Annotated in this window: 22 protein-coding genes and 3 pseudogenes; 14 read left to right on the forward strand and 11 right to left on the reverse strand. The window is 35.3% G+C overall.

The window, feature by feature from the left end; translation table 11 throughout:
• Window positions 1-82: 82 nt before the first annotated feature.
• Window positions 83-1,501 (forward strand): replicative DNA helicase, encoded by a 1,419-nt coding sequence (gene dnaB / locus H4J52_RS07405; RefSeq protein WP_182177561.1) that lies wholly within the window; start codon window positions 83-85, stop codon window positions 1,499-1,501.
• A complete protein-coding gene (gene alr, locus H4J52_RS07410; RefSeq protein ID WP_182177559.1) occupies window positions 1,501-2,667 on the forward strand; it encodes an alanine racemase in 1,167 nt (388 codons plus the stop codon). Before dnaB ends, alr begins: the two co-directional genes overlap by 1 nt.
• Window positions 2,668-2,774: 107 nt before the next feature.
• Here the strand turns inward: alr and H4J52_RS07415 are convergent, their stop codons facing one another.
• Entirely contained in the window at window positions 2,775-3,542 is a 768-nt protein-coding gene (locus H4J52_RS07415) for a LysR substrate-binding domain-containing protein (protein WP_182224437.1), read from the reverse strand.
• A gap of 159 nt (window positions 3,543-3,701) precedes the next feature.
• On the opposite strand from H4J52_RS07415, the pseudogene H4J52_RS20415 reads away from it, so the two are divergent.
• The 3 genes and pseudogenes from H4J52_RS20415 (at window position 3,702) to metE (ending at window position 5,895) form a co-directional block, all read left to right on the forward strand.
• A pseudogene (locus H4J52_RS20415) lies at window positions 3,702-4,592 on the forward strand (hypothetical protein).
• On the forward strand, window positions 4,550-4,915 hold the full coding sequence (locus tag H4J52_RS20420) for a hypothetical protein (RefSeq protein ID WP_404851826.1): 366 nt from the start codon (window positions 4,550-4,552) through the stop codon (window positions 4,913-4,915). Before H4J52_RS20415 ends, H4J52_RS20420 begins: the two are co-directional and overlap by 43 nt.
• A 2-nt stretch (window positions 4,916-4,917) precedes the next feature.
• Window positions 4,918-5,895 (forward strand): annotated as a pseudogene (metE, locus tag H4J52_RS20425) (5-methyltetrahydropteroyltriglutamate--homocysteine S-methyltransferase).
• Window positions 5,896-5,983: 88 nt separating this feature from the next.
• On the opposite strand, the gene H4J52_RS07425 reads toward metE, so the two are convergent.
• The 4 genes from H4J52_RS07425 to zur form a co-directional block, all read right to left on the reverse strand.
• Window positions 5,984-6,448 carry a chemotaxis protein CheX gene (locus H4J52_RS07425; protein ID WP_182177555.1) on the reverse strand — a complete coding sequence of 155 codons (465 nt, stop codon included), beginning with the start codon at window positions 6,446-6,448 and terminating at the stop codon, window positions 5,984-5,986.
• Window positions 6,449-6,523: 75 nt separating this feature from the next.
• Entirely contained in the window at window positions 6,524-7,048 is a 525-nt protein-coding gene (locus H4J52_RS07430; protein ID WP_182177554.1) for a DUF6702 family protein, read from the reverse strand.
• The gene (locus H4J52_RS07435; RefSeq protein WP_182224438.1) at window positions 7,048-9,402 is read right to left on the reverse strand and encodes a M1 family metallopeptidase; all 2,355 of its coding nucleotides are present in this window, start codon (window positions 9,400-9,402) and stop codon (window positions 7,048-7,050) included. Before H4J52_RS07435 ends, H4J52_RS07430 begins: the two co-directional genes overlap by 1 nt.
• 165 nt (window positions 9,403-9,567) lie before the next feature.
• Window positions 9,568-10,002, reverse strand: coding sequence for a zinc uptake transcriptional repressor Zur (zur, locus tag H4J52_RS07440; protein WP_182177550.1), 435 nt, complete (start codon window positions 10,000-10,002; stop codon window positions 9,568-9,570).
• Window positions 10,003-10,357: 355 nt separating this feature from the next.
• On the opposite strand from zur, the gene H4J52_RS07445 reads away from it, so the two are divergent.
• The gene (locus H4J52_RS07445; RefSeq protein ID WP_182177548.1) at window positions 10,358-11,176 is read left to right on the forward strand and encodes an ABC transporter substrate-binding protein; all 819 of its coding nucleotides are present in this window, start codon (window positions 10,358-10,360) and stop codon (window positions 11,174-11,176) included.
• 58 nt (window positions 11,177-11,234) lie between these two features.
• Here H4J52_RS07445 and H4J52_RS07450 read toward each other — a convergent pair whose 3' ends face one another.
• Window positions 11,235-12,017 carry an ABC transporter substrate-binding protein gene (locus tag H4J52_RS07450; RefSeq protein ID WP_220461073.1) on the reverse strand — a complete coding sequence of 261 codons (783 nt, stop codon included), beginning with the start codon at window positions 12,015-12,017 and terminating at the stop codon, window positions 11,235-11,237.
• A gap of 767 nt (window positions 12,018-12,784) precedes the next feature.
• Here H4J52_RS07450 and H4J52_RS07455 point away from each other — a divergent pair.
• The 8 genes from H4J52_RS07455 (at window position 12,785) to H4J52_RS07490 (ending at window position 18,383) form a co-directional block, all read left to right on the forward strand.
• The gene (locus tag H4J52_RS07455) at window positions 12,785-13,219 is read left to right on the forward strand and encodes an MASE1 domain-containing protein (RefSeq protein ID WP_182224458.1); all 435 of its coding nucleotides are present in this window, start codon (window positions 12,785-12,787) and stop codon (window positions 13,217-13,219) included.
• 41 nt (window positions 13,220-13,260) lie between these two features.
• Window positions 13,261-13,827 (forward strand): CHASE domain-containing protein, encoded by a 567-nt coding sequence (locus H4J52_RS07460; protein ID WP_310649976.1) that lies wholly within the window; start codon window positions 13,261-13,263, stop codon window positions 13,825-13,827.
• A 292-nt stretch (window positions 13,828-14,119) separates the two neighbouring features.
• Entirely contained in the window at window positions 14,120-14,479 is a 360-nt protein-coding gene (locus H4J52_RS20430; protein ID WP_182177696.1) for a histidine kinase dimerization/phospho-acceptor domain-containing protein, read from the forward strand.
• A complete protein-coding gene (locus H4J52_RS07470; protein ID WP_182224440.1) occupies window positions 14,460-14,792 on the forward strand; it encodes an ATP-binding protein in 333 nt (110 codons plus the stop codon). Before H4J52_RS20430 ends, H4J52_RS07470 begins: the two co-directional genes overlap by 20 nt.
• Window positions 14,793-14,992: 200 nt before the next feature.
• A complete protein-coding gene (locus H4J52_RS20435) occupies window positions 14,993-15,190 on the forward strand; it encodes a response regulator (protein WP_404851974.1) in 198 nt (65 codons plus the stop codon).
• 225 nt (window positions 15,191-15,415) lie between these two features.
• Entirely contained in the window at window positions 15,416-15,706 is a 291-nt protein-coding gene (locus tag H4J52_RS07480) for a hypothetical protein (RefSeq protein WP_182177534.1), read from the forward strand.
• Window positions 15,707-15,720: 14 nt separating this feature from the next.
• Entirely contained in the window at window positions 15,721-16,692 is a 972-nt protein-coding gene (locus tag H4J52_RS07485; protein ID WP_182177532.1) for a hypothetical protein, read from the forward strand.
• An 812-nt stretch (window positions 16,693-17,504) separates the two neighbouring features.
• The gene (locus tag H4J52_RS07490; protein WP_182177530.1) at window positions 17,505-18,383 is read left to right on the forward strand and encodes a hypothetical protein; all 879 of its coding nucleotides are present in this window, start codon (window positions 17,505-17,507) and stop codon (window positions 18,381-18,383) included.
• A 118-nt stretch (window positions 18,384-18,501) separates the two neighbouring features.
• On the opposite strand, the gene H4J52_RS07495 is transcribed toward H4J52_RS07490, so the two are convergent.
• The 5 genes and pseudogenes from H4J52_RS07495 to H4J52_RS07515 form a co-directional block, all read right to left on the reverse strand.
• The gene (locus H4J52_RS07495; protein WP_182177528.1) at window positions 18,502-19,704 is read right to left on the reverse strand and encodes a hypothetical protein; all 1,203 of its coding nucleotides are present in this window, start codon (window positions 19,702-19,704) and stop codon (window positions 18,502-18,504) included.
• 74 nt (window positions 19,705-19,778) lie between these two features.
• Window positions 19,779-20,591, reverse strand: a pseudogene (locus tag H4J52_RS20440) (site-specific integrase).
• Window positions 20,592-21,012: 421 nt separating this feature from the next.
• Complete coding sequence (locus tag H4J52_RS07505) at window positions 21,013-21,918, reverse strand: hypothetical protein (RefSeq protein WP_182224441.1); 906 nt, start codon at window positions 21,916-21,918, stop codon at window positions 21,013-21,015.
• Between the two features lie 150 nt (window positions 21,919-22,068).
• Complete coding sequence (locus H4J52_RS07510) at window positions 22,069-22,992, reverse strand: nuclease-related domain-containing protein (RefSeq protein WP_182224442.1); 924 nt, start codon at window positions 22,990-22,992, stop codon at window positions 22,069-22,071.
• Between the two features lie 37 nt (window positions 22,993-23,029).
• Window positions 23,030-23,641 (reverse strand): helix-turn-helix transcriptional regulator, encoded by a 612-nt coding sequence (locus tag H4J52_RS07515; protein WP_182224443.1) that lies wholly within the window; start codon window positions 23,639-23,641, stop codon window positions 23,030-23,032.
• Window positions 23,642-23,687: the final 46 nt, after the last annotated feature.

A 23,687-nucleotide genomic window follows, 5' to 3' on the forward strand; every position in this document is an offset into this window, starting at 1 on the left:
TTTTATTCTGTTTCAAAGGAAATTCTGCTAACCTACGAAAAGTTTTAATCTCGCATTTGCGATAGTGTTTTAGGGTATATAAATGGCAGAGCGCAAGCCAAATAAATTTTTTAAAGATAAGAAGTATTCTCAAGATAGTCAGATGAATGCTTTAAAAGTTCCGCCTCATTCACTTGAGGCTGAACAATCTGTACTGGGTGGTTTACTGCTTGATAACGAGACTTGGGACCGTGTCGGTGAACGTGTTGTTGCCCAAGATTTTTACAGTCGTTCGCATCGTATCACTTTTGAAACCATTGCTGCGTTAATTGAATTAGGCAACCCTGTTGATTTAATTACCTTATCTGAAGCACTAGAAAACGAGCAACGACTCGAAGACGCTGGTGGTTTTGCTTACCTCGCAGAAATGATGAGGAATACGCCTAGTGCTGCTAACATTACTGCTTATGCGGATATTGTGCGAGAGCGTGCTGTTACACGTGAAATGATCAGTGTAGCGAATGAAATTGCTGAAGCGGGTTATGATCCTCAAGGACGTGCGAGTGCAGAACTTCTTGATTTTGCTGAAACTAAAATATTCGCTATTGCTGAGCAGCGCGCTAATAAATCAGAGGGACCAGAAAACATTACCTCGGTTTTAGAAAAAACGGTTGATCGTATTGAGCAGCTTTGTTCTGCGCCTAATAATGGTGTTACTGGTGTTTCTAGTGGCTTTTCTGATTTAGATAAAATGACGGCTGGTTTCCAAAAATCAGACCTCATTATTGTTGCTGCACGTCCTTCAATGGGGAAAACCACATTCGCGATGAACATTGCAGAAAATGCGGCGATGACAGAAGATAAACCTGCATTGATTTTCAGTTTAGAAATGCCCGCAGAACAATTGATGATGAGGATGCTTGCCTCTTTAGGTCGTATTGATCAAACCAAAATTCGTACGGGACAATTAGGTGATGAAGATTGGGCGCGCTTGTCATCAACGATGGGTTTACTTATTGATAAAGGTAAAATGTTTATTGATGACGCCGCTGGTTTAACACCTACTGACGTTCGCTCTCGTGCACGTCGTATTGCTCGTGATCATGGTGGTATAAGTATGATAATGATTGATTATTTACAGTTAATGCGTGCACCACAGTTTGCTGATAACCGAACGCTAGAAATAGCAGAAATATCACGGTCATTAAAAGCATTAGCAAAAGAATTGCAAGTACCAGTTGTTGCGCTTTCTCAGCTTAACCGTAGTTTGGAGCAACGTTCAGATAAACGTCCTATTAACTCGGATCTTCGTGAGTCGGGCTCTATTGAGCAAGATGCTGATTTGATCATGTTTATTTATCGTGATGAAGTTTATCATGATGATTCTGAATTTAAAGGTATGGCAGAAATAATCATTGGTAAACAACGTAATGGCCCAATTGGTCGTGTGCCACTAACTTTCCAAGGGCAATTTTCACGCTTTGACAATTATGCGGGTCCGCATGTTTTAGATGAAGATTAATGGCGCTAACAACAGCAACAGCAATCATTAATTTATCAGCGCTAAAATATAATTTAGCGCAACTTAAGTCGCTAGCACCGAGATCAAAAGTGCTGGCGGTGCTAAAAGCAAATGCTTATGGCCATGGCTTAGAACGTATTGCTCACGCATTATTTTCTGATCAAGGTATGATAAATGAGTACGGAGACTCTTCGATGACTGCTGACGCCATTGCGGTGGCAAGAATTGATGAAGCGTTGGCACTTCGAGCTTCAGGTATCACTCAGCCGATTGTGTTGCTAGAAGGTTTCTTTAATGCAAAAGACTTAACCATACTTGCGGAAAATAATTTACAAACGGTTATTCATAACCGTCAACAACTTGATGCCCTTTTATTGGCAAAGCTAGCATCTCCCTTGAAAGTCTGGTTAAAAATCGATACGGGTATGCATCGATTAGGTATTAACCCTGAAGAATTTACGCATTTTTATCAGCAACTATTAGGCTCAGAAAACGTCCAAGAGAACATGGTACTGATGAGTCATTTAGGTTGTGCGGATGATAAAAGTAGTAAAGCGACGAGTGAGCAAATATCACTCTTTGAAAAGGTCACAATGGGCTGTGATGAAGAGCGAACATTAGCAAATTCTGCGGGTATTTTTGCATGGCCAATGAGCCACTATCAATGGATCCGCCCAGGACTATTGCTTTACGGGGTTTCTCCTTTGCCACTTGAAAACACAGCAAAGGGTATCTCAGCAAGCGCATTGATTAATAAGCATAAAAGCTGCGACCTCCAACCTGTCATGACATTGAAATCAAGCTTGATTGCTATACGAGAATTAGCTGCGGGAGAGTCTGTTGGTTATGGCTACGCATGGAAAAGTGAAGAAAAAACCATTATTGGTGTTGTTGCTATTGGCTATGGCGATGGTTATCCGCGGCATGCCCAAAATGGCACCCCTGTGCTGGTTAATGGGCGCAGGGTGCCCTTAGTAGGACGTGTATCAATGGACATGATAACGATTGATTTAGGGATTAATTCACAAGAGCAAGTCGGTGATGTGGTGACGTTATGGGGAGAGCAATTATCGGTCGCTGAAATAGCCAAATGTGCGACAACGATTCCTTATGAGCTTTTATGTAATATTACTCGCCGAGTACACATTACCTTGTCAGTGCAGTAAAGGCATCTCTTATATCCGGTAATCGAATGCTTAGTCATTTTTTTCCGATATTATTGCTGTCGTAATGAAGATAGAGTATTTTTGTTATTCCTTTTTTTGTTAGTAGTTTAACGTCGACTAACGATTGAACCAGCCATGCTGGTAACCAACCAATTAGGTAATATAGCAATCCCCATATTTGCTGCCACCATTTGTAAAATCACATGACTATTATCCACTTGTTTTATCTGAGCTGGTTGTACATGCTTTGGTCGTAACAATAAATTGAAAATATCAAGTCGATCCTTTTCAACGGGGTAAGTGAGTAACGTCTGCAAAGCAAAGTCTTCAGCATCAATAAACTTTCTTTGTGTTAATGCATGATGCTTAGGTAAAATAGCGAGTAATTCAACGCTGCCTATTTTTTGTGTCGCGTTATAAGTATTATTATTTTCATCATCACTAAATAGCAAACCTGCTTGTGATTGATGATTCGACAAAAAAGAGCTATTACCAAACTCAAACTCAAACTCATAATAATGAAAGGTATTACTGGTCTTTTGGATTATCGGTAATAACCATTGAAAGCAAGCATGGCATTGTATATCGATAACTATGTTGTGATGAGTCATATTTTTCTGCATTAATTGCTGATGAGCCTTGCTTACCTGTGGCAATATTTTTTTAGCTAAGCTCAACAATACTTGGCCTTTTTGAGTAAAAATTAGTGGTACTGAATTTCGAATAAATAATTCTCCACCGACCCTGTGCTCTAATTCTCTAAATTGATGAGAGAGTGCCGATTGGCTCAAACACAGTTGATAAGCTGCTTTACGCATATTACCACCGGCTTCCAGAGCCAAAATTGATTTTAGCTGTTTTAATTCAAAGCTCATGAGTTTTCTTCATCTCCTTGTTGAAATTTATGCGCTTGTTAAGTACATCATATTCAATAATTGTAACTATATAGCCATCTAGACGCCTTTTGTGATTGATGTAAATATTAATATATCATGGAGATAATATGACAAATTCATAATTTAGGTTTTCCGCGAATTGGCGTAAAAAGGCAGTTAAAATTCTTATTAGAAAACTACTGGGCAGGGCGTTTAACCAAAGAAAGTTTTATTGAATCATGTAAGCAACAAAGAAAAAGTAATTGGTTAGTTCAACAAAAATCTGGAATCGATATTTTACCTGTTGGCGACTTTGCATATTATGATCAAATGCTTAATACAACCATGATATTAGGCTCAATTCCGCAACGTTTTCAAGGAAGTGATGATATGATCGATACTGAGTTTAGAATCGCTCGGGGTAAAGCTCCTAGTGGTTGTGATTGTTCAGCCAGTGACATGACTAAGTGGTTTGACACCAATTATCATTATATCACTCCTGAACTTGATGAAAATACTGAGTTTAACGTCGATTTAACAGGGCTTTTAGCACAGACTGTCGAAGCCAAAGCGTTGGGAACTGCTATTAAACCAGTGCTCATACGCCCTTTAACCTATTTGTACTTAAGTGCTGGCGATGCTGATAAAAAACTACAGTATCTCCCAAAACTTATTAAGACTTATCAAGTTATTTTTAAACAACTAACAGCAACCAATGTTGAATGGTGACAGATTGATGAGCCTATTTTAGGGCTAGAGCTTTCTTCTGAATGGGTAGTCGCTTTTAAAGACTCTTATAAAACTCTAGAAAATGCCTCATAAAAGATTTTACTTGCTACTTATTTTTCATCAATCGATCATGTTATTAGTGAAATAAAGCAATTTAATGTTGATGGTTTAGATATTGACACCATTGCAGAGCCAACGTCGGTTAAACATATTATTAACGAATTACCTGATCACTGGGTGATATCATTGGGCGTCGAAATATTTGGAAAAATAATTTATTGGCAAACTATCAAAAATATAAAGATATTGCTGATCTTTTAGCTGAACGCTTATGGCTTGCACCCTCTTGTTCTTTAGTGCATTGCTCCGTAGATTTAGACCAAGAACTCAAACTTGATGATGGGGTAAAGTCTTGGTTAGCCTTTGCGAAACAAAAATGTCAGGCATTTTCATTATTAAAAGTAGCGTTTCAATCAGGAAATATTGACGATATTTCAAATTACTCTGCTAGCCACCAACAAAAAATAAACTCACCCGCTGTTGAAAATTTAATGGTGAGAAAGCGTACTGAAAATATTGATACTAATGCCGTTTATCGCTCTCAGTCATTTACCGATCGAAAAGCAGTCCAACAAAAAAATTAAATTTGCCTCACTATCCGACCACAACGATAGGTTCATTTCCACAAACAGGTGATATTCGCAAAATACGTGGTCAATGGCGTAATAACGTCATTTCTGAAGTTGAATATCAGTGGCTTATTAAGAAAGAGATCAGACAGACAATTGCGAAGTAAGAGACGTTAGATCTCGATGTGCTGGTTCATGGTGAAGCTGAACGTAACGATATGGTTGAATATTTTGGTGAGCAACTTAATGGTGTCGTGTTTAGTCAATTTGGCTGGGTGCAAAGTTATGGGTCCCATTGTGTAAAACCAGCAATTATTTTTGGTGATGTAAGCCGAAAGCAGCCAATGACCTTAGAGTGGATAAAATACGTACAGTCTTTAACCATGAAGCTTGTAAAAGCGATGCTCACGGGAGCTATTACTATCCTTTCTTGGTCATTTGTACGTGACGATATTTCACGCAAAGAGGTCACTCTGCAAATAGCGCTAGCGATTGCTGATGAAGTCAAGGAACTTGAAGAAAATGGCGCAGCGATTATTCAAATAGATGAACCCGCAATACGTGAAGCAATGCCGTTAAAGAACAGCCAATGGCAAGAGTATTTACACTGGGCAACCGCGGCTAATGTTAAAGCTGAAACACAGATTCACAGTCATATGTGTTATTCAGAGTTTAATGAAATAATGGCGGCAATTATCAAATTAGATGCGGATGTACTTACTATAGAAACATCTCGTTCAAATATGCAATTACTCAATACATTTGAGCAACAAGACTACCCCAATGATTTAGGCCCCGGAGTTTATGATATTCATTCACCTAATGTGCCTAGCTTTGCGTGGATGACTAAGTTAGCTGAGCAGACGCAACAATAAATTCCTAAAGAGCGTTTATGGATAAATCCAGATTGTGGCTTGAAAACGAGAAGGTGGCTGGAAAGAGAATTAGCTTTAGCTAATATGGTCACTACCGCTAAATTGTTACGCGCTAAATAGTGTTATAGCGTATAAAAATAAAAAACCTCGTTTATGACTAAACGAGGTTTGGGTCTTTAGATTAAAGGCGTTGAAAATAACTACATTATTATTTGTCGAAACTAAACTCAATGAAAGCTTTACCAAATTCAGAATTTAACGGAATAATAATAATAGGACCGTCAGCTTTATGGTTAATGGTATGATCTTTGCCAGAAACAACCATAGGCGTTGCCATGTCAAACTCAAAACCTTTTTCACTAAGCATGCGCTTAGCGCCACCGGTAACCATATTAGTAATTTCACCGACTAAATCAGTAATTTCTTCATTAATTTCGTCAGGACCTTCACCCACCATTTTTTTCATGGTCGCAAGTGCCAACTTTCCTTCAAAAGTAATGGATAGTGAACCTTTAGTTTGCGTGCTCACCATGCCAATTAAACCTGAAACATCACCCATAGCAACTTCATTTTTTTTCAAACGAGGTTTTTCTGGTACTAATTCCATTTGTGCCATAGTAGACATTACATTGAGCATTGAAGATAAGAAAGGGTTGATAAACTCTACATTCATGAATGTTTCCCAAGGGCTTAGTTATACTAGTAAATTGATTTTGCATGTTAATTTAGCAAATATAAATCGTTCCTACTAGTTATTGTTTTTTATTATCGCAATTTTCGCCGTTTTAACGGATTTCGAAAAAGTTAAACTGCCAATAATCGTTTCGTCTTTGTAATTTACAGTATTTATCTGTTGAACGTAAGTATCGACGAGTAAATCATTTTTTACCACTAATCCCGATAAAAATTTTTCAAAATTAGCTTCTTGGTAAATATAAACGTTACCTTTAGTTATTTCTAAACCAATCCAATTAAGTTTTATTTCGTGATACTTATTATCTTGAACGTCAATAAGTTTGAAGTGCGCTTCGACATAGTTTTGGATCATCTGTTCGTATGCTGCGTGCTCGGGTGAAAAGTGTATTTGCTGCTGTTCAGCAATGGCGTTTTCGATGTCGTGAGCCGTTAGTTGATGAATCACTTCTATATTATGGGTTCTTGGATTAACTGACAAGTCAGTTAATCCAAAGAAGTAGCGGTGGGCTGCACTGGAAAGCGCAACCCCACACAATAAACAAAAAATAAAGCTTTTAAATAATGAAATTTTTATCATTATTTATCTTCTTCTTCCTTGTCTTCTTTCTCATCATCTGCAGACTTTAATTTTACATTGTAGTCACGCATCATATCTTTTTTCTTACGTTTGTATAACTCAAAGCTTGATTTAATAGGGCGTGCTGGCCAATAGTTATTATTAACATCTACATCAGCTGTTTCCCAGTTTGGATCAATGGCAATCGCGGTAATTTCTTTATCAGTAATGAATAATTTAGAAACATTACTGCTATTTTTACGCCAGATTTCTGCAGGAATATGTACTTGTTCTGTTGTTTTATCTGCAAAAGTTAAGTGCACAATAATAGGCATGACCAAGCCACCCTTATTTTCAAAATCAACGATGTAGAAATTTCTTTCATCAACAAGTAGGTCTTTTTCCCATTGCTTTAACTTTTTATTTGCGCTGTTGTAGGTATTACGTGCTTTATTGGTTGCCGTAAATTTGTCATTTTCATTATAAAAGTCTAACAATTCAGGCTTGTCAGTCGTTCTAAGCCATTGACCTTTATCGCGCAGGTCACTAATAAAAGTTGGTTTTTCACTTTCTAATGCCCGTTTCCAAGCCGCTTCTGTATCAGGGTTTTGGCTATTAGGACGGTATAAATGAATATTACCTAAAGCGATGTCAACATGATCTGTTGTGTAAAACCAACCGCGCCAGAACCAATCTAGGTCAATAGCTGAGGCATCTTCCATCGTACGGAAAAAGTCTGAAGGTGTTGGGCGTTTAAACATCCAACGTTGTGCATATTCTTTAAAGGCAAAATCAAATAATTCGCGGCCCATTACCGTTTCACGTAAAATATTTAATGCTGTTGCAGGCTTACCGTAGGCATTATTACCAAACTGAAGAATTGATTCAGAGTTAGTCATAATGGGGACCTGGTTCGTGCTTTTCATGTAGTTAGTAATATCAGCAGCATGTCCACGTCGTGAAGGATAACCTTCTTCCCATGCTTGTTGTGCTAAAAACTGTAGGAAAGTGTTTAAACCTTCATCCATCCAAGTCCACTGACGTTCGTCTGAGTTAACGATCATTGGGAAGTAGTTATGACCTACTTCATGGATAATAACACCCACTAAGCCGTATTTAGTGCTGCGAGAGTAAGTTTTTTCACCGGTCTTTTTATCAAGTGTAGGGCGAGGGCCGTTGAACGTTATCATCGGGTATTCCATGCCGCCAACAGGACCATTTACTGAAATTGACACAGGGTATGGGTAAGCAAAAGTGTATTTATTATACTGCTGCATAGTGTGGATAATCGCTTCAGTCGAGTACTTTTCCCATAATGGATTACCTTCATTAGGGTAAAAAGACATCGCCATGGTATCGGTACCGCCTTCTTTATAACCTTGAGCGTCCCAAATAAATTTACGGCTTGAAGCGAAAGCAAAATCACGCACATTTTTCGCTTTAAAATGCCAGGTTTTTGTTTTTGTTGAACGAGACTTTTCGTTTTCAAGTGCCTCTTCAACCGTAACAATTAAGACAGGCTTTTTCGCTTTTTTAGCTTTTATTAAGCGTTTTTGTTGTGTCTTTGTTAAGACTTTACTTTCATTTTGTAATTCACCAGTAGCGGCAACAATATGGTCAGCAGGTACCGTAATTTTAACGTCGTAGTCACCAAATTCTAAAGTGAACTCACCGTTACCTAAAAACTGTTTGTTTTGCCAGCCCATAACGTCATAGTATGCTGCTGCACGAGGAAACCAGCCTGCAAGTTCATACAAGTAGTTGTCGTCTTCTTTAAAGTATTCGTAACCTGAACGGCCACCCAGCACTTTTTGTTCGTGTAGGTTGTAGTTCCAGCTGATGTTGAATTCAACATCGTCACCTGATTTTAATGCTTTAGGTAAATCAATGCGCATCATCGTGCCATTAATCGTGTAGTCAAGTGCGCTACCGTTTGACGCGGTAACCGCGGTGATTTTATTACCACCGTCAAATTCAGTTGACTCAATGGCGCCACGCAAGCCGTTGTAAGTTACTTTTTTATTAGGCGCAGTGCTTGTTAAGCGATTGTCTGAGTCGCGCTTTAAGCGATTTTGATCAAGCTGTATCCATAAGTACTTTAAAGTATCTGGAGAGTTATTGGTGTAGCTAATTGTTTCGCTACCCTTTAATGTTTGCGTTTTATCATCAAGTTGAATGTTAATTTTGTAATCAACTTGTTGTTGCCAGTATTGATGTCCCGGCGCACCTGATGCTGTTCTGTAAGTATTGGGTGTTGGTAAGATTTCTTCTAATTGTCGAAATTTATCGGTATCGACCGTATTCTTTGCTATCGCACTACCACTACTGGCAGCAACAAATAAGCAAAGCAATGCTGATTTGATTGAATGTTTCATAGGCTTCCTGAGTATTATTATAATGTATACACGCTTAACCGCATATTTATAACATGAATAGGCTCAAAAAGTTAAGGGGGGAAGTCGTTTTTATGCGACCAATCGCTCGATATATAGGTCCAATGGGCGAGGGTAAAGTATTAATTACAATTCGATAAAGTTACTTTAACTGCAGGTTTGGCAGGCGCCGTGAGCTTCAACAATTTGATGGCTAATCGTAAAGCCTGTTGCATCTGCCATTGAACGTAAAGCAAGGTCTAAATTAGAGGATTGAATCTCTTCAACATGCCCGCAAGTGTCACAAATTAATAACTGTACAGGATGATTACATTCACTAAAGTGATGGCACATAACAAAAGAGTTGAGAGACTCTATTTTGTGGACAAATCCTTGTTTGTTAAGGAAGTCTAGGGCGCGGTAGATAGTGGCAGGTTTTGCTGCGGGGTCAATCAACTTTAGCTCATCAAGAAGATCATAAGCGCCAACAGCACCGCTATGTCTAGTTAATAGTTTAAATACTTGCTCGCGAGCCAACGTAAATCGTGCGCCACGCTTTTTGCAGGACTCTTTTGCTTGGCTTAGTAATTCTTCTGCATTCATTATGGCGTAGGTACTTGCATTAATGGGATGATTTTTTATCAGTCTAACACAGAGGTTTTAATGATGTAATATGCTTGAATGGTTAATTGCTTAACCATGCTAAGGAAAAGTAGTTGTAAGTGCTTTTCAGCGTTTACTTTATAACATTACTCGTCATTTTTTGATTGGACATATCGCCAAAGAATACGAGTAATTAACCGCCATATGAATCTTTATATCGCTGTATATTTTTACCCTTCCCACTTTATTAATAAACATTTATGGTCTAAGTATTACTTCTACCCTCAAATTTTTTTGTTAAAAATATTGTGTTATTAACGAGGAGTTAGGTCTCTCAAGTGAAGGGAAATTCCAGATGAGATTTAAACGAATATTTACAGCTATGCTATTAATAGTTTCCTGTGTGGTGAGCGCCAATGTTCAATTAACGGTTCGCTTAGATAAAGTTGTGTCTGTGGTAAGTTTGGTCGATTACGGCCCTTATGTTTTTGTTGACGGTAACAAAGCAGTTAAAGGAGTTACCTCTACTCAAAAGAATACAGATCTAGTTAAGGGCTTCAGTTGGGAGGTTTTTCAAGAGAGTTTCCATGCTATGGGCTATGCAATCAAATATACGATCGTTCCTTGGAATAGAGCCATAAAAATTCTTGAATTTGGTCATGCAGAACTACTCTTTCCTATGAGTAAATCAGATGAAAGATTAAAAAAGTATAATTATTCAAGGGAACCCATTAATACCGTTGATTATGTCATTTACTCACACAAAAATGCTTCTATCAAATGGAAGGGTTTTAATTCATTAAGTGAAAAAATAATTGGCGAAAAACGAGGCTTCAATTATGGAAAAAATTGGAATGCGCTTAGCGATGTTATTAAATATCAAATAGGCAATATATCAAGTGGCTTTCAAATGCTTCAAAAGGGACATATAAATGGTTTTATTGGTTACAAAGACACCTGGGATTATGTTTTGAAAGAAGAAGGTTGGGAAGGGGAATTTATAAAAACACCGATTATCGATTCAAGCTCAGAGTACGTGGTTTCCATGAAAGGTAAGGAACAGCATTCTAATTTGCTCAAAGTTTATAGTCAGGGTAAACGAAAAATCATTGAAAATGGCACACTCGACAAGTTAAAAACTAAGTGGTTTGGTGTAAATCAAGCTAAAGAATGATTGTAGGCAAACACAGCGTTGCGACGGTGCAATTTTTATTCTCATGAGGTGACCCACCTTATTCTTCAAAAATAAATTTTTTCTTATCATACTTTCCTGCTTTCAAGTCTTCCAACATCTGTTGAAAACGTCCACTGGCCTTTAGTTTTTTTAAACCACTATTAAATTTATCAAGAAAATATTGATTGCGCTTATGATCTTTACTCATAATTAAATGGAGTGTGCTGCGACCAAATTCTTTCGGGCTATGAGTTAAAAGGTTAGCTTCATCAGGTGATAGGTAGTTTCTAATCTGAGCATCACCAACAGAAGGATCGTTTGGGAATATTTGTATGCGCCCAGCCAATAATTTCTTATAATTGAATTCATCTTTTGAGGTGAAATCAACAGTAAAGTATTCTGTAGCAATAGCATCCATAAACGCTTTGCCATAATCATACGTTGTTGTACCTCCTATTTTCATTCCTTTTAAGTCTTGCATTGATTGCCAATGAAACTCATAGCTTTTTAGGTGATAAAAAACAAAAGACGTTTCTGTTATAGCGTCGCTCACTAAAAACTCTTTTTTTGTCTCATCGTCAGGCCACCAGCAACAAGAAGCATCCCAATCTGTTGCTTCTTTGGCATATTCATTAGCTCGTTTCCAAGGGAAAAACCCCCACTCTACCTCGATACCTTCCAACTTAAATGCTTCAGTGACTATATGAGAGTTAAGACCATATTGGTAACTGTAATTAGATAGAAATGGTTCCCACTCACCATTAGTGATACGAATGGTCTCAGCAAATAAATCCGTAGTAAAAATAATTATCCATAATAGTGTCATGGGGAACATTTTCATCATTGTCCTTATAAATAAATAAGTAAGTGTCATGTTGAGCACAAAATTATAACGTTTTTAGTGTGGACCCGAAAGACGCTTTTAATTTAGCTAATTGAATTACTTTATTATCTAATTATACGCTAAGAGCGATGAAACGTAATTTAAAGGTAGATACTTATTCAAGGGGAGGTAATGACTTAAACATAAAAACGGACTTCAGTGCCAACTGATTGTAGTCGTCAGAAGTAAATCCGACAAGAGGACCGCAAAAGTAAAATTAAAGCTTTAGCGGTAATTTACGTTTTATGAGCAAAGCAATAGCTAAAGTGATACCTCTAACTATAATTTATTTACCCTTATCAAGTTATTCTATAGCAATTGTGGGTAATCAAATGGAGCAGGGTAGATTGTATTCTTTTGTATTTTTTGCTCTTGATATCAAGAATAAAAGCAACCATGATGCCTTAATGATAATAGCAATATCTAAGAAAGTTCAGTTTAAGAACAGATTGTTATTAAAGAGATAATTCAATTATTCAGGGAAGTTAGATGAGCGACTTTATGTGAAAAACATATTATTTGTAATCATTGCTTTTTGCATTCATTTTTCATTGGTAAAATTTGGTTCGCTGTTTACCATCACCTTTGGCGTTGCGAGTCTCATTTGGCCAGTACCGGGTGTAATGCTTGGCTTATATTTTTTATATGGGCACACCATTTTAATAGGGTCGATGTTATCCTCGTTGGTCAGTATTTACCAACTCAATTAAAACTCTTCTTTTTCAATCTATTTAATCATTATTTTATCTCTGGTAAGTGTTTTACAATTAGTTATTAGTAAGCAATTAGTTTTACGTTTTATTACCTTGCCACTTAAAACACATATCCCTAATGAAATGATTAAGTTTTTAATCTTCGCCGGGCCTTTATCAGCATTTGTTACGAGTACTATCGTGATGATATCGCGTTGGGTATGGCTAAAAATTCCCACAGAAGTCCTTTATTATATATGGGCAGCAAAATGGGTTGGCGATTTCATCGGTATTATCTTTCTAACCCCGGTTATTTTATTTTTTAGGAAGAATGTTTATGTTAGAAGAGCAAAGCATCAAACAGCCGCTATTTTAACAACCCTTTCTGTATTAGGAGCTATTAGCTGGATTTATATTTTATCAAGCTACAATAAACAGTTAGAAAAGAGCAGTAATTTATTAATCTGACTCAACCATTTATAGAGCAGGTTAATGTTATTCAATCGAGTATAAAGCATCATTTAACCGCATTAGGCGGACGATTCCAAGCAAGTGAGAATGTTACACGGGCAGAGTTTAAAGCCTTCACCAATACAATAGAACAACGAAACATCAGCCTAAGAGCATTAGCTTGGGTACCGTTAATAAGCTCTGACAGCAGAAAAGCATTTGAGTTGGCACTGTCAGAAGAGGGGATTACTGAAAGCTATATCAAAAAATCTACCGAGCAAGGGTTTCAACGCTCACCTAATCAGAGTCAATATTTTCCCATTACTTTTATCGATCCCCTTGAAGCAAATAAATCTGCAGTAGGTTTAGATGTTTCGACGCACCCACCTGTAAGTGCGAGTGCCAATAAAGCCATCAGCCTTAAAAAACATGTTATTACACCTCTATTGTCGCTAGTACAGCAAAAAGATAAATTTACCGGTGTTGTTGTTTATTACCCAGTTTACAAAAAAGAGTTTCAAACTAACACTGTTCTATTAAAAGGCTTCGTTGAGGCCGTTTTTGAATTAGATCTTTTACTCGTTGGTGTGCACCAAAGTCTTGATCAAAATAACTTTACTTACTAATTAAGTTATGGCAAAAGTAATATTTTTTCATAGTAAAAAATTATGACTCTACCTGGTTTTTAGCTGCAGCGTGGAGATAATTTCATTCAATAAAATAGCTCAATTATCATTTTCGAGTACGAAGAAGTTTGAACAAGGCCTGATAGATTGGAGCAACCTTGGCATCATGTTTATCGTTTGTACTATTGGTATCATCACTTTAATTACTCCCCTACTAAAAGAGTAGCAAAAAACACCATAAAATTATTAAAAAGTAATACTGAACTCGTTATTGCAAATAAAGTAAAAATCTATTCTTAGCCATGAATATAGAACCTCTTTAAACGCAATTATAGGCTTTGCCGAGATAGCTTGGCGTGAAAAAAACGATACAAATGCCATTGATTATTTATCTAAAATAAATCACTCATCAAATATTTTACTTAATATTGTTATCGATGTTTTAGACATATCTAAAATGCAAGCGGGTGAGTTAAACCTTGAAAATAGATCGTTTAACCCTGCAATAGAAACAATATCAGTAATCGAAATGTTGAACGAAAAGGCGCTTAAAAAGTCAATTTTAATTAATGAAAATTTATCCTCAAACTTGAAAAATGGGTGGCTGGTGATGACTTTAGGTTTAAAAAATATTGATAAACTTACTCAATAATGCGATTAAATTTACTAACCAAGGAACTATTAGTATTGACGGTAGCTGCCAAAATACTGCACAAAATACCAGAGTACTAACCTTAACGGTCAAAGATACAGGCATAGGTATTAATGAAGATCAGCAAAGACATCTCTTTAATGCTTTTGCCCAAGCAGAGATTTTCACCACAAGAACATATGGTAGTACAGGCTTAGGTTTATCAATTGTGAACCAATTAAGCGCTTTGATGGCAGGAGATATAAACATGATAAGCCAACCAGGAAAAGGCAGCACATTTACTGTAACGTTAGAATTACCTCAGTCGGAATAACCTATAGCAAAAAATAACGATAGGTGGATAGCATCACCCCAACCGAGCTACGAAGGTGTAAATATTCTCGTCGTAGAAGACAATAAAATAAATCAGTTTATTGCCCCAAAAAAATTAATCTCTTTAGGAGTAATTTGTTCTTTGGCTGGAGATGGTCAGCAAGCGCTAACTTACCTTGAGAGTAATAAGAAAAAATTAATATTAATGGATTTACAGCATCACATTTTATTAAACAAAACGGTAAACTCAAAGGTATTCCTATTATCATCTTAAGTGCCAGTGTTGGCAAAGAAGACAAAGAAAAAGCCCTTGATTTTGATATTGAAGACTTTATACACAAGCCATTTCAACAAGCTGATTTGCTCCATGTACTTAATAAGTATTTATCAAGTAAATAGATGTTGAGTTAGTTTTTATATTCTATAAAAAATAATACCGGATCTGAGCCAATTTTTTCGATATTTAGCCAAAATAGCCGTTCTGCTAAACTTTCCTATTTCATTTATCATTATAAGTCGCGACACCTTCAATCTCGGCTAATAGGTGTAGTTGAAATGTTGCGAAAATGTTATTGCTGTTCTACTGTTATTGATACCATTAATTTATGTAAGAAAATATAGAGTATGCCGATTAAATTCCAGCAGCTAATCCCCTTATTATTCCTCCTTGTTAGTTCTTGCGCAGTAACCTACCAAGATAGTGACGGTAATCAGAAAATTGTTGGGTTCGTTAGTCTGACACTTGAAAAACCCGCAGATCAAACCTTGGTTGCAGGCGACAAGGTAAAAATTACTAATGTAGGGGTTATGTATTCAGATACACCAATACATAACGGGATTTCTATTGGATATTATAGTGAAACAACCACTATTTTAAAAAATGATGTGGCTGTTATTATTAAAAATGAAGAGTAAAAAGGAGTTTTGAGATGGAATTTTGTAATAAGTATATTTTATTTACTTTGTGCTTTAGTCTTTTTTTATCTGGGTGTAGCACAACAGATAGTGCTGTTTTCGTAACAAAAACCACGATAGCAGTGATTGATGTCGACAGTACTCCAGGAACCGTGTCTTTTGCATATGACCGTGTTGAAGGGTTCTTTGGACCAAATTATGAAAACGGAGCGGTACCACCAGTTGTAGCATCGATGAAAACAAGTGGCGAAATAACAAGCCCAACCATAAAGCAGCTTTATGCAACCGGTGAAGCAGCAACTTTAGTTATTAACCCTAATGCTATTGGTTATCAACAAAGCTCTGACGATGAACTCGTAGGAGGTCGCAAAGCGTTAATTTTTGGTACAAGTACTTCCCTAGGCTTTAAATTTGGCCTCTCAAACTCAATTCCTAACTTTACCTTAGGCTATAAAAGAAAAGAAGCCTCTTATATTCCTATTCACAAAGGAGCTGATGGTAATAGTGATAAATACTCATCGGTGCTTGCCAGTATTGATACAACCATTACAACCAATATTGATGGAAATAAATTTGAAAATGGGCAATATTTTGCAACAGGTGAAGCCGCTAAATTACTCGCTGTTCAGCCATATATCAAAGATGCTTTTAAAAATAGCGCGGAAAGTGCTTTAGGATCTTATGATGAAAACTTTTCAAAACAGGTTAAAAATCATTCAGGTATAATTCGATGCGCATTTAACTTGAGCGAAGAACAATGGAAAAGTGTTATTGATAATGGCATAGCGGCAAATCTATTTTCTGATTTAGACGATACGTTAGTGAGTTCTTTAAAGCAGTTTTCTGCGTCTAAATCGGCAGATGATTTACTGAAGTTAATGAAATTATATTCTGAAGCTATTGCTGGCGGTATAGATCCGACCAATGATCACAGTTTATTGTTGAAAACCCATGAAAATTTAGTGTGTAATGTAGCCGGGAGTTAATGTATGCCAGACAAAGTCGTTCCGTGTGAGAGATCAGAAGAGATGAAAGAACATCTAGAAAAATCAGGATTTTGGGTTGTGGTGTCCTGTGAACCTATTAAGTATAAAGCAGGTAAATGTAGGATGATTTATAAGCAAAAAGAATAAATTAGGCGTTAAGTACTAGCTATTACTCAAGTAGATCTAAAACAGGATCATGTTATTTTACTTCATTTTAACGTTTTAATTTAAGTCACCTATAGGTGACTTTTTTATCTCTCTGGATAGTGATACGAGGGTAAAGTATTTTCCATCTATTCCTGGTATCTTTATATCTAAAGGGTTATAGACCCTGCCTTTAAAAAATGTTTTACCGTAATGTATTACGGGTTATAACGCCTATCATTTTACTCGCTTCTAGCCATTATTTGTTATTTTCAGTTTTTAACGCATAATTAACATAACAAATAACAGGGATTGTTAACTATGACTTTTGATGAATTCGATCGCCTAAACGCCCTCTCTAAAAAAGCCCTTAACGAAACAGCTTCACGTAATGAATTAAAAAGTTTAATGAGCGACTCGATGACTGGAATGAATGTTTAGAATTTAATTTATTAAATGGTTTACGGAATTCATTATTATCTTTAATTAGTTTTTGTTTTTATATTATTTTAAATAGACCTATAACTACTATCTGCTTATGTTTTGTGATTGAAATGGCAAAAGAAAGTTCTAGACGATCAAATGCAGAAATTTTCTATCTAATAATACTGGTAGAAGCATTGTCAATTTCATCTATCCTAATAGTAATGTAAGTAAGGAATAATCAAATGTATGATTTAGAACAGGAAGAAAAGTATGCCATTGAGAGATATTTAAACGCTAAAATTGCTAAATGGGGAGCTATTATTGGTATTGTAAATTTAATTGCACTATTTGGTATTTATTATTCTATTTCAGATACAGTTGCTGAAAAGGCTACAAATAGAGCAATTGAACAGACAGAAGAAAAAATGTCTTCTTCTGCGAAACAATTAGAAAAATTAACGGACAAGGCTATTTCTTCATTATTTGATGCAATAAAGTCTTCAGGCGAAGCAGAGGCCCATGCGAAATCAATAAATAAAAATATTTTAGAGCTTCAAGCTCTCGATTTAGATAAAGTAGGTCAAATCGTTGTGCTGTTAAATCAATCGAAAAGTGAAATAGAGGCTTTGATAAACTCATCCCAAGAATTAAAGAAATCAGAAATCATTTTTTCGAAATTGCATAGTGTTATAAAAGAGAATAATGCCAATATAAAAACATTAAAAACGCACCTAACTAAAATTCAAGAATCTTCATCCAAATACATAACTAAACGAGAGGTTAGTTCAGCGTTTGAAAACAGAATAAGTAGTGACATAAACAAAAATAATATTTTACTTTCTCTTAACAAAATACAAATTGAAGCTGGTGAATCGGCTATAGAGCCAATTAAAAGTGGTAATAGTGAAAAGTATATTAAATTCAATAAAGAATATTCTAACCCGCCCTACGTTACTGCAAGCAATTATGGAAACTCCAACAAAGATAGTGGTTATCCTATTATCTATGATGTTACTAGTGAAGGGTTCAACGTTAAAGTCATTGATTCGACTAGTAAAAGATCAATATCAATAAAGTATGATTTAAAGTTTAGCTATGTAGTTATTGGTGAATCAAAATAGTTTGTCGGGTTGCTTCATATTTTAGCCAATTACAGTTCCCTCTTAACAGGGCGTTATTTATACCCCCGCATAGTAATGCGGGGGTAAAGTCTTATGGTTAAATGCTATTTAATTTAATTTAATTTAATTTAATTCTTCTTTCTTTTCTTAACTTCCTTAGAGAATTGTCTAAAGGCTCTAAAACCTTTAAACAAATAAAGTATATAAACACAACAGAAATGATAAATGCTACCACGTTAAAACTATCCATACTCAATGGAAGAAATTTTTTCATAATCACGTTTTTATATATGAAATCTGGAGGGATATTAAATAAAACAGTGATTAATAAGCAGATGCCATATAAGAAAATATGGTACCTGATTAAAACTAGGCTAATAAAGTTGTTTTTAAAATCAAAAGGTAGGTAATTTTGCTCTAATCCACCTTGAATGTTTTTTAATGCAATTTTGCTTGCTGAGTAGCTACTTAAACTCGCCAGAGTCATTAGAAAAAGTAAAATAATACACGCAATAGATGAAGGGAAACTTGTAGCTATATAAGGTATAGTTACTGAATCACTGGATAGTTTCATTGATAATTTATTCAGTTGCTGATAATAGCATCCATTAGATTTTATTTTTCCATTACAGAGAAGGTTATGAGATATAGTATGACCATGAAATTTTTGATTTGTTTCTTGTAATGAAAAATCGTAGGCAGATAAAAACTTTTTATCTGTATATTCTAATGTTATATCGTTTACAAAAACTGATACACCTATTTTATTTTCATTGTTTTCTATTATTATTCTTGTTGCCGCAGACTTCATCCCTAACTCATGAAGTTGTGGTAAATCGCTCTCAATTATGACAGTGCTAAATTCAATGAAATTTCCTCCGTCACAAGTGTTTTTCGTATTGAACATCGTAAATTTGTAGTTAAGATTTTCTTTATTTAGACAAAGCCCTTTTGAATTTATTACTGAAATAGCAAAGCGCTTAATCGACCTCTCTGGGTTTTCATTGTATGTACATTGAGTTTTTTTGTCTTTTTTGAGTAAAACACTACAATTCTTTAATAATTTGTTATCCGCTTTTGTGAATGAAATCTCTTTAATATCAAAACTTGGATTCTTTGGATAGATAGTTGCCGATGATACTTCACTTATCTTTCGATCTATTACATTAAGTGCTACTGCTTCTGAAAAGCTTTCCTCTACTGAATATAAATCATTGTAGTTTGAAAAACTATTTACGACTATCCAAAGCATGGTAAATATTAATGTCGCTATAATGAGACTGTTAGTTCTAATTGTGCTGATATGAGTTACGGTATTCAATTTATTTCCTTATTTAATTGCCGATATTTTATGGAATATATATTAAGCTATTGTATTTATTGTTTTAATCTTATTCAACTGAATTTATCATGTAACTTATGCGGAAATAACTGCGTATAAACCTGCCATAGAATATTAAGATTTCTATGGCCTGTTACTTGAGCAACTTCTTCAATAGTGTAGCCTTGCTCAAAAAGTCGACTTGCTCCTTCACGCCTTAAATCATGGTAGCGTAAATATTTAATACCTAAATCATTTCTAACACGTTGAAATCCAGCCGTTACACTTCTTGAATTATAGGGAAAAATTAATTCACTATTTTTAGGTTGTTCATTGGCAATACTGAAAGATTCACCTAAGAGTGAGGCAATCATGTAATTACCTTCCTTTTTACGGGGATCTTTTCTGTCTCTAACAATGATCGTTTTATGCTCTAGGTTTAAATCATCCCATCTAAGTTTACAAACTTCACCTATACGCATACAAGTAAGTATACTGATATCTAAAATATCTAAATAAGGAATTCTGACATGACCATTTGGTCTTTGATTTTCCCTTTCTTCTAGTCCAACTCTTAATTTATCGAGTTCAAGCTGCGTTGGCCTTCTCGTTCTTCAGTCACTTTACCAATTAAATCCATATCAATGAGTGTTGGTATCGCTTCATCAAAAACTGAACAATTGGCTTCAATATCAAAAACTGGGTGAGCTTTTTTCATTTTCTATTTCTTGATCACGCTTCCTTCCATATATACGAGCGAGTTCTTTTTTACAGAATGTTTTAGATTCTCGGTGTATAATTGCGTTTTTTTGTTTAACAACGACTTTACAGCGATAAGAAAAGTCACCGTTTGCCTTTGTACGTTTTTCAATTGTAAAAGATGCCATCATTAATCCTACTTTTTTATGGGGTACATATGGGGTACTACATATCGAAACTCAAGGTAACTTGCGGTAATTCACTGTAATTCTATACAGTATATTAATAAGGTGTTTTTGTGTCAATCCCAGTAAAACCGCTAAACTCAGCTAATCCCATCGATCACCGACTTTCCGTTGCACCCATGCTCGATTGGACTGACCCTCGCATTTTCACTGCTCTTTAATGGTGTAAGGTGTACTAATGGAGTGCCTTCCGTAAATTTCTTTATTTATGGTGTACTTGTAATTATAGCCATTTCACTAAAGTGTGCACTATATACATAAATAGCTTTAGGCTTTCGTTCCTATTTAGACCGCTTCGTGCGCTTACCTGACATTAGATGAATGATTTTTGCTATATATTTTCTAATGAATTATTCAGGTCATATTACTGTTGATTTTCTGTTTTATAACGATCTAATTTTAAGACGTATTGTTCTAGTTTTTTAACAAATGTATATGGTATTTCCTCGGTGTCCATCTTTAGCTCATTTTCCTTTATATCACAGCCAAAAAAGAATCTATTATTATGATGGCAACCTCCATTATCCAAAATATTTCTTACTACTACATTAAACTCTATGAGTACACTTTCGCAGGTAGTAAACAGGAAACTAAATAGTTGATTCATAATATCGACATAGTTAGTTATATGAGGAATAAGATCAAAACTTTCTTCTAATTCATTTAGTGCCGCTAAACCATAACTCTTCCATTTATAGTTGCCGTCAGTAAGTTTTGATTTTACAATTGTGGCAGTGATAGAAGGGGGTTCATTTAGATTAAAATTTATTGCTAACTTATTTATAGGAATACTATAATGCTGCGAGTAGTTTCTTAGATCATAACAAAATCTATAACTTAGACTATTTTTATGCAGCCCTTTTCTTAATAATTCGAAGTTACGATACTCCTCAGATTTTTTACCAAATTGATTTTTAATGAGCTTATCTACTTGGATAAGAAATAAAGATATTGAAGTTAGTATGTTAAGCACGAATTTATTGACCTCCACGTTCATTTCAAATACATCTGCATAAGGATCTATTAACATAAAGGACTTTGTTGTTTTTTCTTCTAAATATGATAAATATTTATCTAGGGCTTGGGTTAAATCTGTGTGATTTGAATCAACCAATCTATGTGCAAGATAAAGTGGGTGTAAGAAATCAATTATTAAACTCCTCTTTTTATCATAGCCATCCCCTATATCTTGCGAAATAGGTTTATTGGCAATATGTATATCTATCAGAGTACCTTCCTTGGGGGTAACAAAAACTAACTTTCTTTCCACGTGTTTCTCCATAATTCTAACTAACTGGCGATAAGACAACATTACCAATACTAATCTATTCATGCTACTTAACAGTATTAGCTGATGTCAACTTTGTGGCAATAACAGTCCTTTTTGGAATTATTAATAATTGAATTAGGTTTTGAGTACTTAAGAAATTAGCTGAATTTTTTTATCACAATCAGAACAGTTTAAAGTGTAGATTTCTTTATTTTTTGAAACCTTTGTATTTTTACTTTTACATTCCAAGCATGGAATTTTCATAGATGTATTTGTGTCGCATGTTTTACAATTAATGAAATACCCATAGCGTCCGTATTCTGCTGTAAAATTTGATACATCATTACACTTTTTACACTTTAAAATACCCTCCTTTTGAATTATATCAACAGTTTTCGATTCTTTTTTCTTCACTTTATTAGCTTTCGATGAAGTGTTTTTTATTAAGAAACCAGTAATTGATTTTAATTCATCATCACTGAAAGCTGGTCGAACGTCGGAAATACTAAACGCTCTTTTTAAAGGGCTTTTTAAGTCCATCACCTTATTAATTCTATCAATAAGAAATTCACTTTTTACTACCACATCAGAAATGTTTTTAGGGATACTTTCTCTATCAATTATTGAATTACTTGATACTGCGCATAGAATATTCCACTTTCGCATTTCAAAAGATTGCTGTTTAAACCCTAATAATTTACCTAGAATATCTGCTCGGTGATGATGCAATAATTCTCTTAATAGTTTTTGCTGTAGTTCTGCTTGTTTTATCGGTGAAGGCATACCAAACCAATTTGAGTTTGAACTACGAGTCCATTCACCAAGCACATTAACTTTAACTTCTCCTCTAATACTTTTTGATTCAATTAATAGACATCCATATGGGTAAACAATTAGATGATCAATTTGTGCTGTTTCATTGTCGAACGAAAATTTATAATCATTGATAACTAATACTTGAGGGTGATCTTTGAATTCTCTTCTTAAAAAGAAAGCTACATCTTGTTCTTGCTTCTGACCAGCTACAGCCGTGGCTGATTTGACGTTTTGAAGGTCTTTTTCCTTAATAATCATTTATATTTCCATATTTAAACATAATAGTTTTTTAAATTTACATTCTTTGACCTGACCACACAACACGGCCGATTAATTCGATATCTGTACCATTCAAATTTTCTTTGTTTATTTCCCAAGGTTCATACATATCATTGTCCGATTTTACTTTGATAATACCGCCCGGTAATAACTGTAATCGTTTTACTAATAAGTTGTGTTCATGGCGCATTACATAAATACCATCACTCAACCCACTAAAATCTTTATTTACCATAATCATTGCACCGTTCTTCAATGTTGGGTACATGCTGTCACCTTCAACCAGCATCAAAAAAACTTCTTTTGGGTTTACACCTATTTCTTTATCTAACCATTCAGGTGCAAAACTAATTAAATGAGTTTGCTCTTCTGCTTCTACAAGTCTTCCATCACCAGCTGATGCAGAAACTTCATAAAAAGGTAGGTTAATACGTTTATCTGTTTTGTTTTCTGGGACGTTTTGGCGTATTTGTTCTGCTTTTCTAAAAGCACTTTCAGGAATTTTATTTCTACCTCTCCATGTTCTTATTGTGCTTGGAGAAACATCTATAGCTTTAGATAACTCATTTATTTTTATGGTTTTTGTTGCTTCAAATAATGCTTCTAATTGTTTTTCGAATTCTTCCATAGCACTTCTCATAAAAAATATTGTTGCAAAGCGTCCCAATCTGATT

The sequence above is a fragment of the Colwellia sp. MB02u-14 genome (assembly GCF_014076915.1).
Classification (GTDB): Bacteria; Pseudomonadota; Gammaproteobacteria; order Enterobacterales; family Alteromonadaceae; genus Colwellia_A.

What these genes read in the sequence shown, in the direction of transcription:
- dnaB (WP_182177561.1), top strand. Translation starts at nt 83, where the DNA reads ATGGCAGAGCGCAAGCCAAATAAATTTTTTAAAGATAAGAAGTATTCT.
- alr (WP_182177559.1), top strand. Translation starts at nt 1,501, where the DNA reads ATGGCGCTAACAACAGCAACAGCAATCATTAATTTATCAGCGCTAAAA.
- H4J52_RS07415 (WP_182224437.1), bottom strand. Translation starts at nt 3,542, where the DNA reads ATGAGCTTTGAATTAAAACAGCTAAAATCAATTTTGGCTCTGGAAGCC.
- H4J52_RS07425 (WP_182177555.1), bottom strand. Translation starts at nt 6,448, where the DNA reads ATGAATGTAGAGTTTATCAACCCTTTCTTATCTTCAATGCTCAATGTA.
- H4J52_RS07430 (WP_182177554.1), bottom strand. Translation starts at nt 7,048, where the DNA reads ATGATAAAAATTTCATTATTTAAAAGCTTTATTTTTTGTTTATTGTGT.
- H4J52_RS07435 (WP_182224438.1), bottom strand. Translation starts at nt 9,402, where the DNA reads ATGAAACATTCAATCAAATCAGCATTGCTTTGCTTATTTGTTGCTGCC.
- zur (WP_182177550.1), bottom strand. Translation starts at nt 10,002, where the DNA reads ATGAATGCAGAAGAATTACTAAGCCAAGCAAAAGAGTCCTGCAAAAAG.
- H4J52_RS07445 (WP_182177548.1), top strand. Translation starts at nt 10,358, where the DNA reads ATGAGATTTAAACGAATATTTACAGCTATGCTATTAATAGTTTCCTGT.
- H4J52_RS07450 (WP_220461073.1), bottom strand. Translation starts at nt 12,017, where the DNA reads ATGAAAATGTTCCCCATGACACTATTATGGATAATTATTTTTACTACG.
- H4J52_RS07480 (WP_182177534.1), top strand. Translation starts at nt 15,416, where the DNA reads ATGCCGATTAAATTCCAGCAGCTAATCCCCTTATTATTCCTCCTTGTT.
- H4J52_RS07485 (WP_182177532.1), top strand. Translation starts at nt 15,721, where the DNA reads ATGGAATTTTGTAATAAGTATATTTTATTTACTTTGTGCTTTAGTCTT.
- H4J52_RS07490 (WP_182177530.1), top strand. Translation starts at nt 17,505, where the DNA reads ATGTATGATTTAGAACAGGAAGAAAAGTATGCCATTGAGAGATATTTA.
- H4J52_RS07510 (WP_182224442.1), bottom strand. Translation starts at nt 22,992, where the DNA reads ATGATTATTAAGGAAAAAGACCTTCAAAACGTCAAATCAGCCACGGCT.
- H4J52_RS07515 (WP_182224443.1), bottom strand. Translation starts at nt 23,641, where the DNA reads ATGGAAGAATTCGAAAAACAATTAGAAGCATTATTTGAAGCAACAAAA.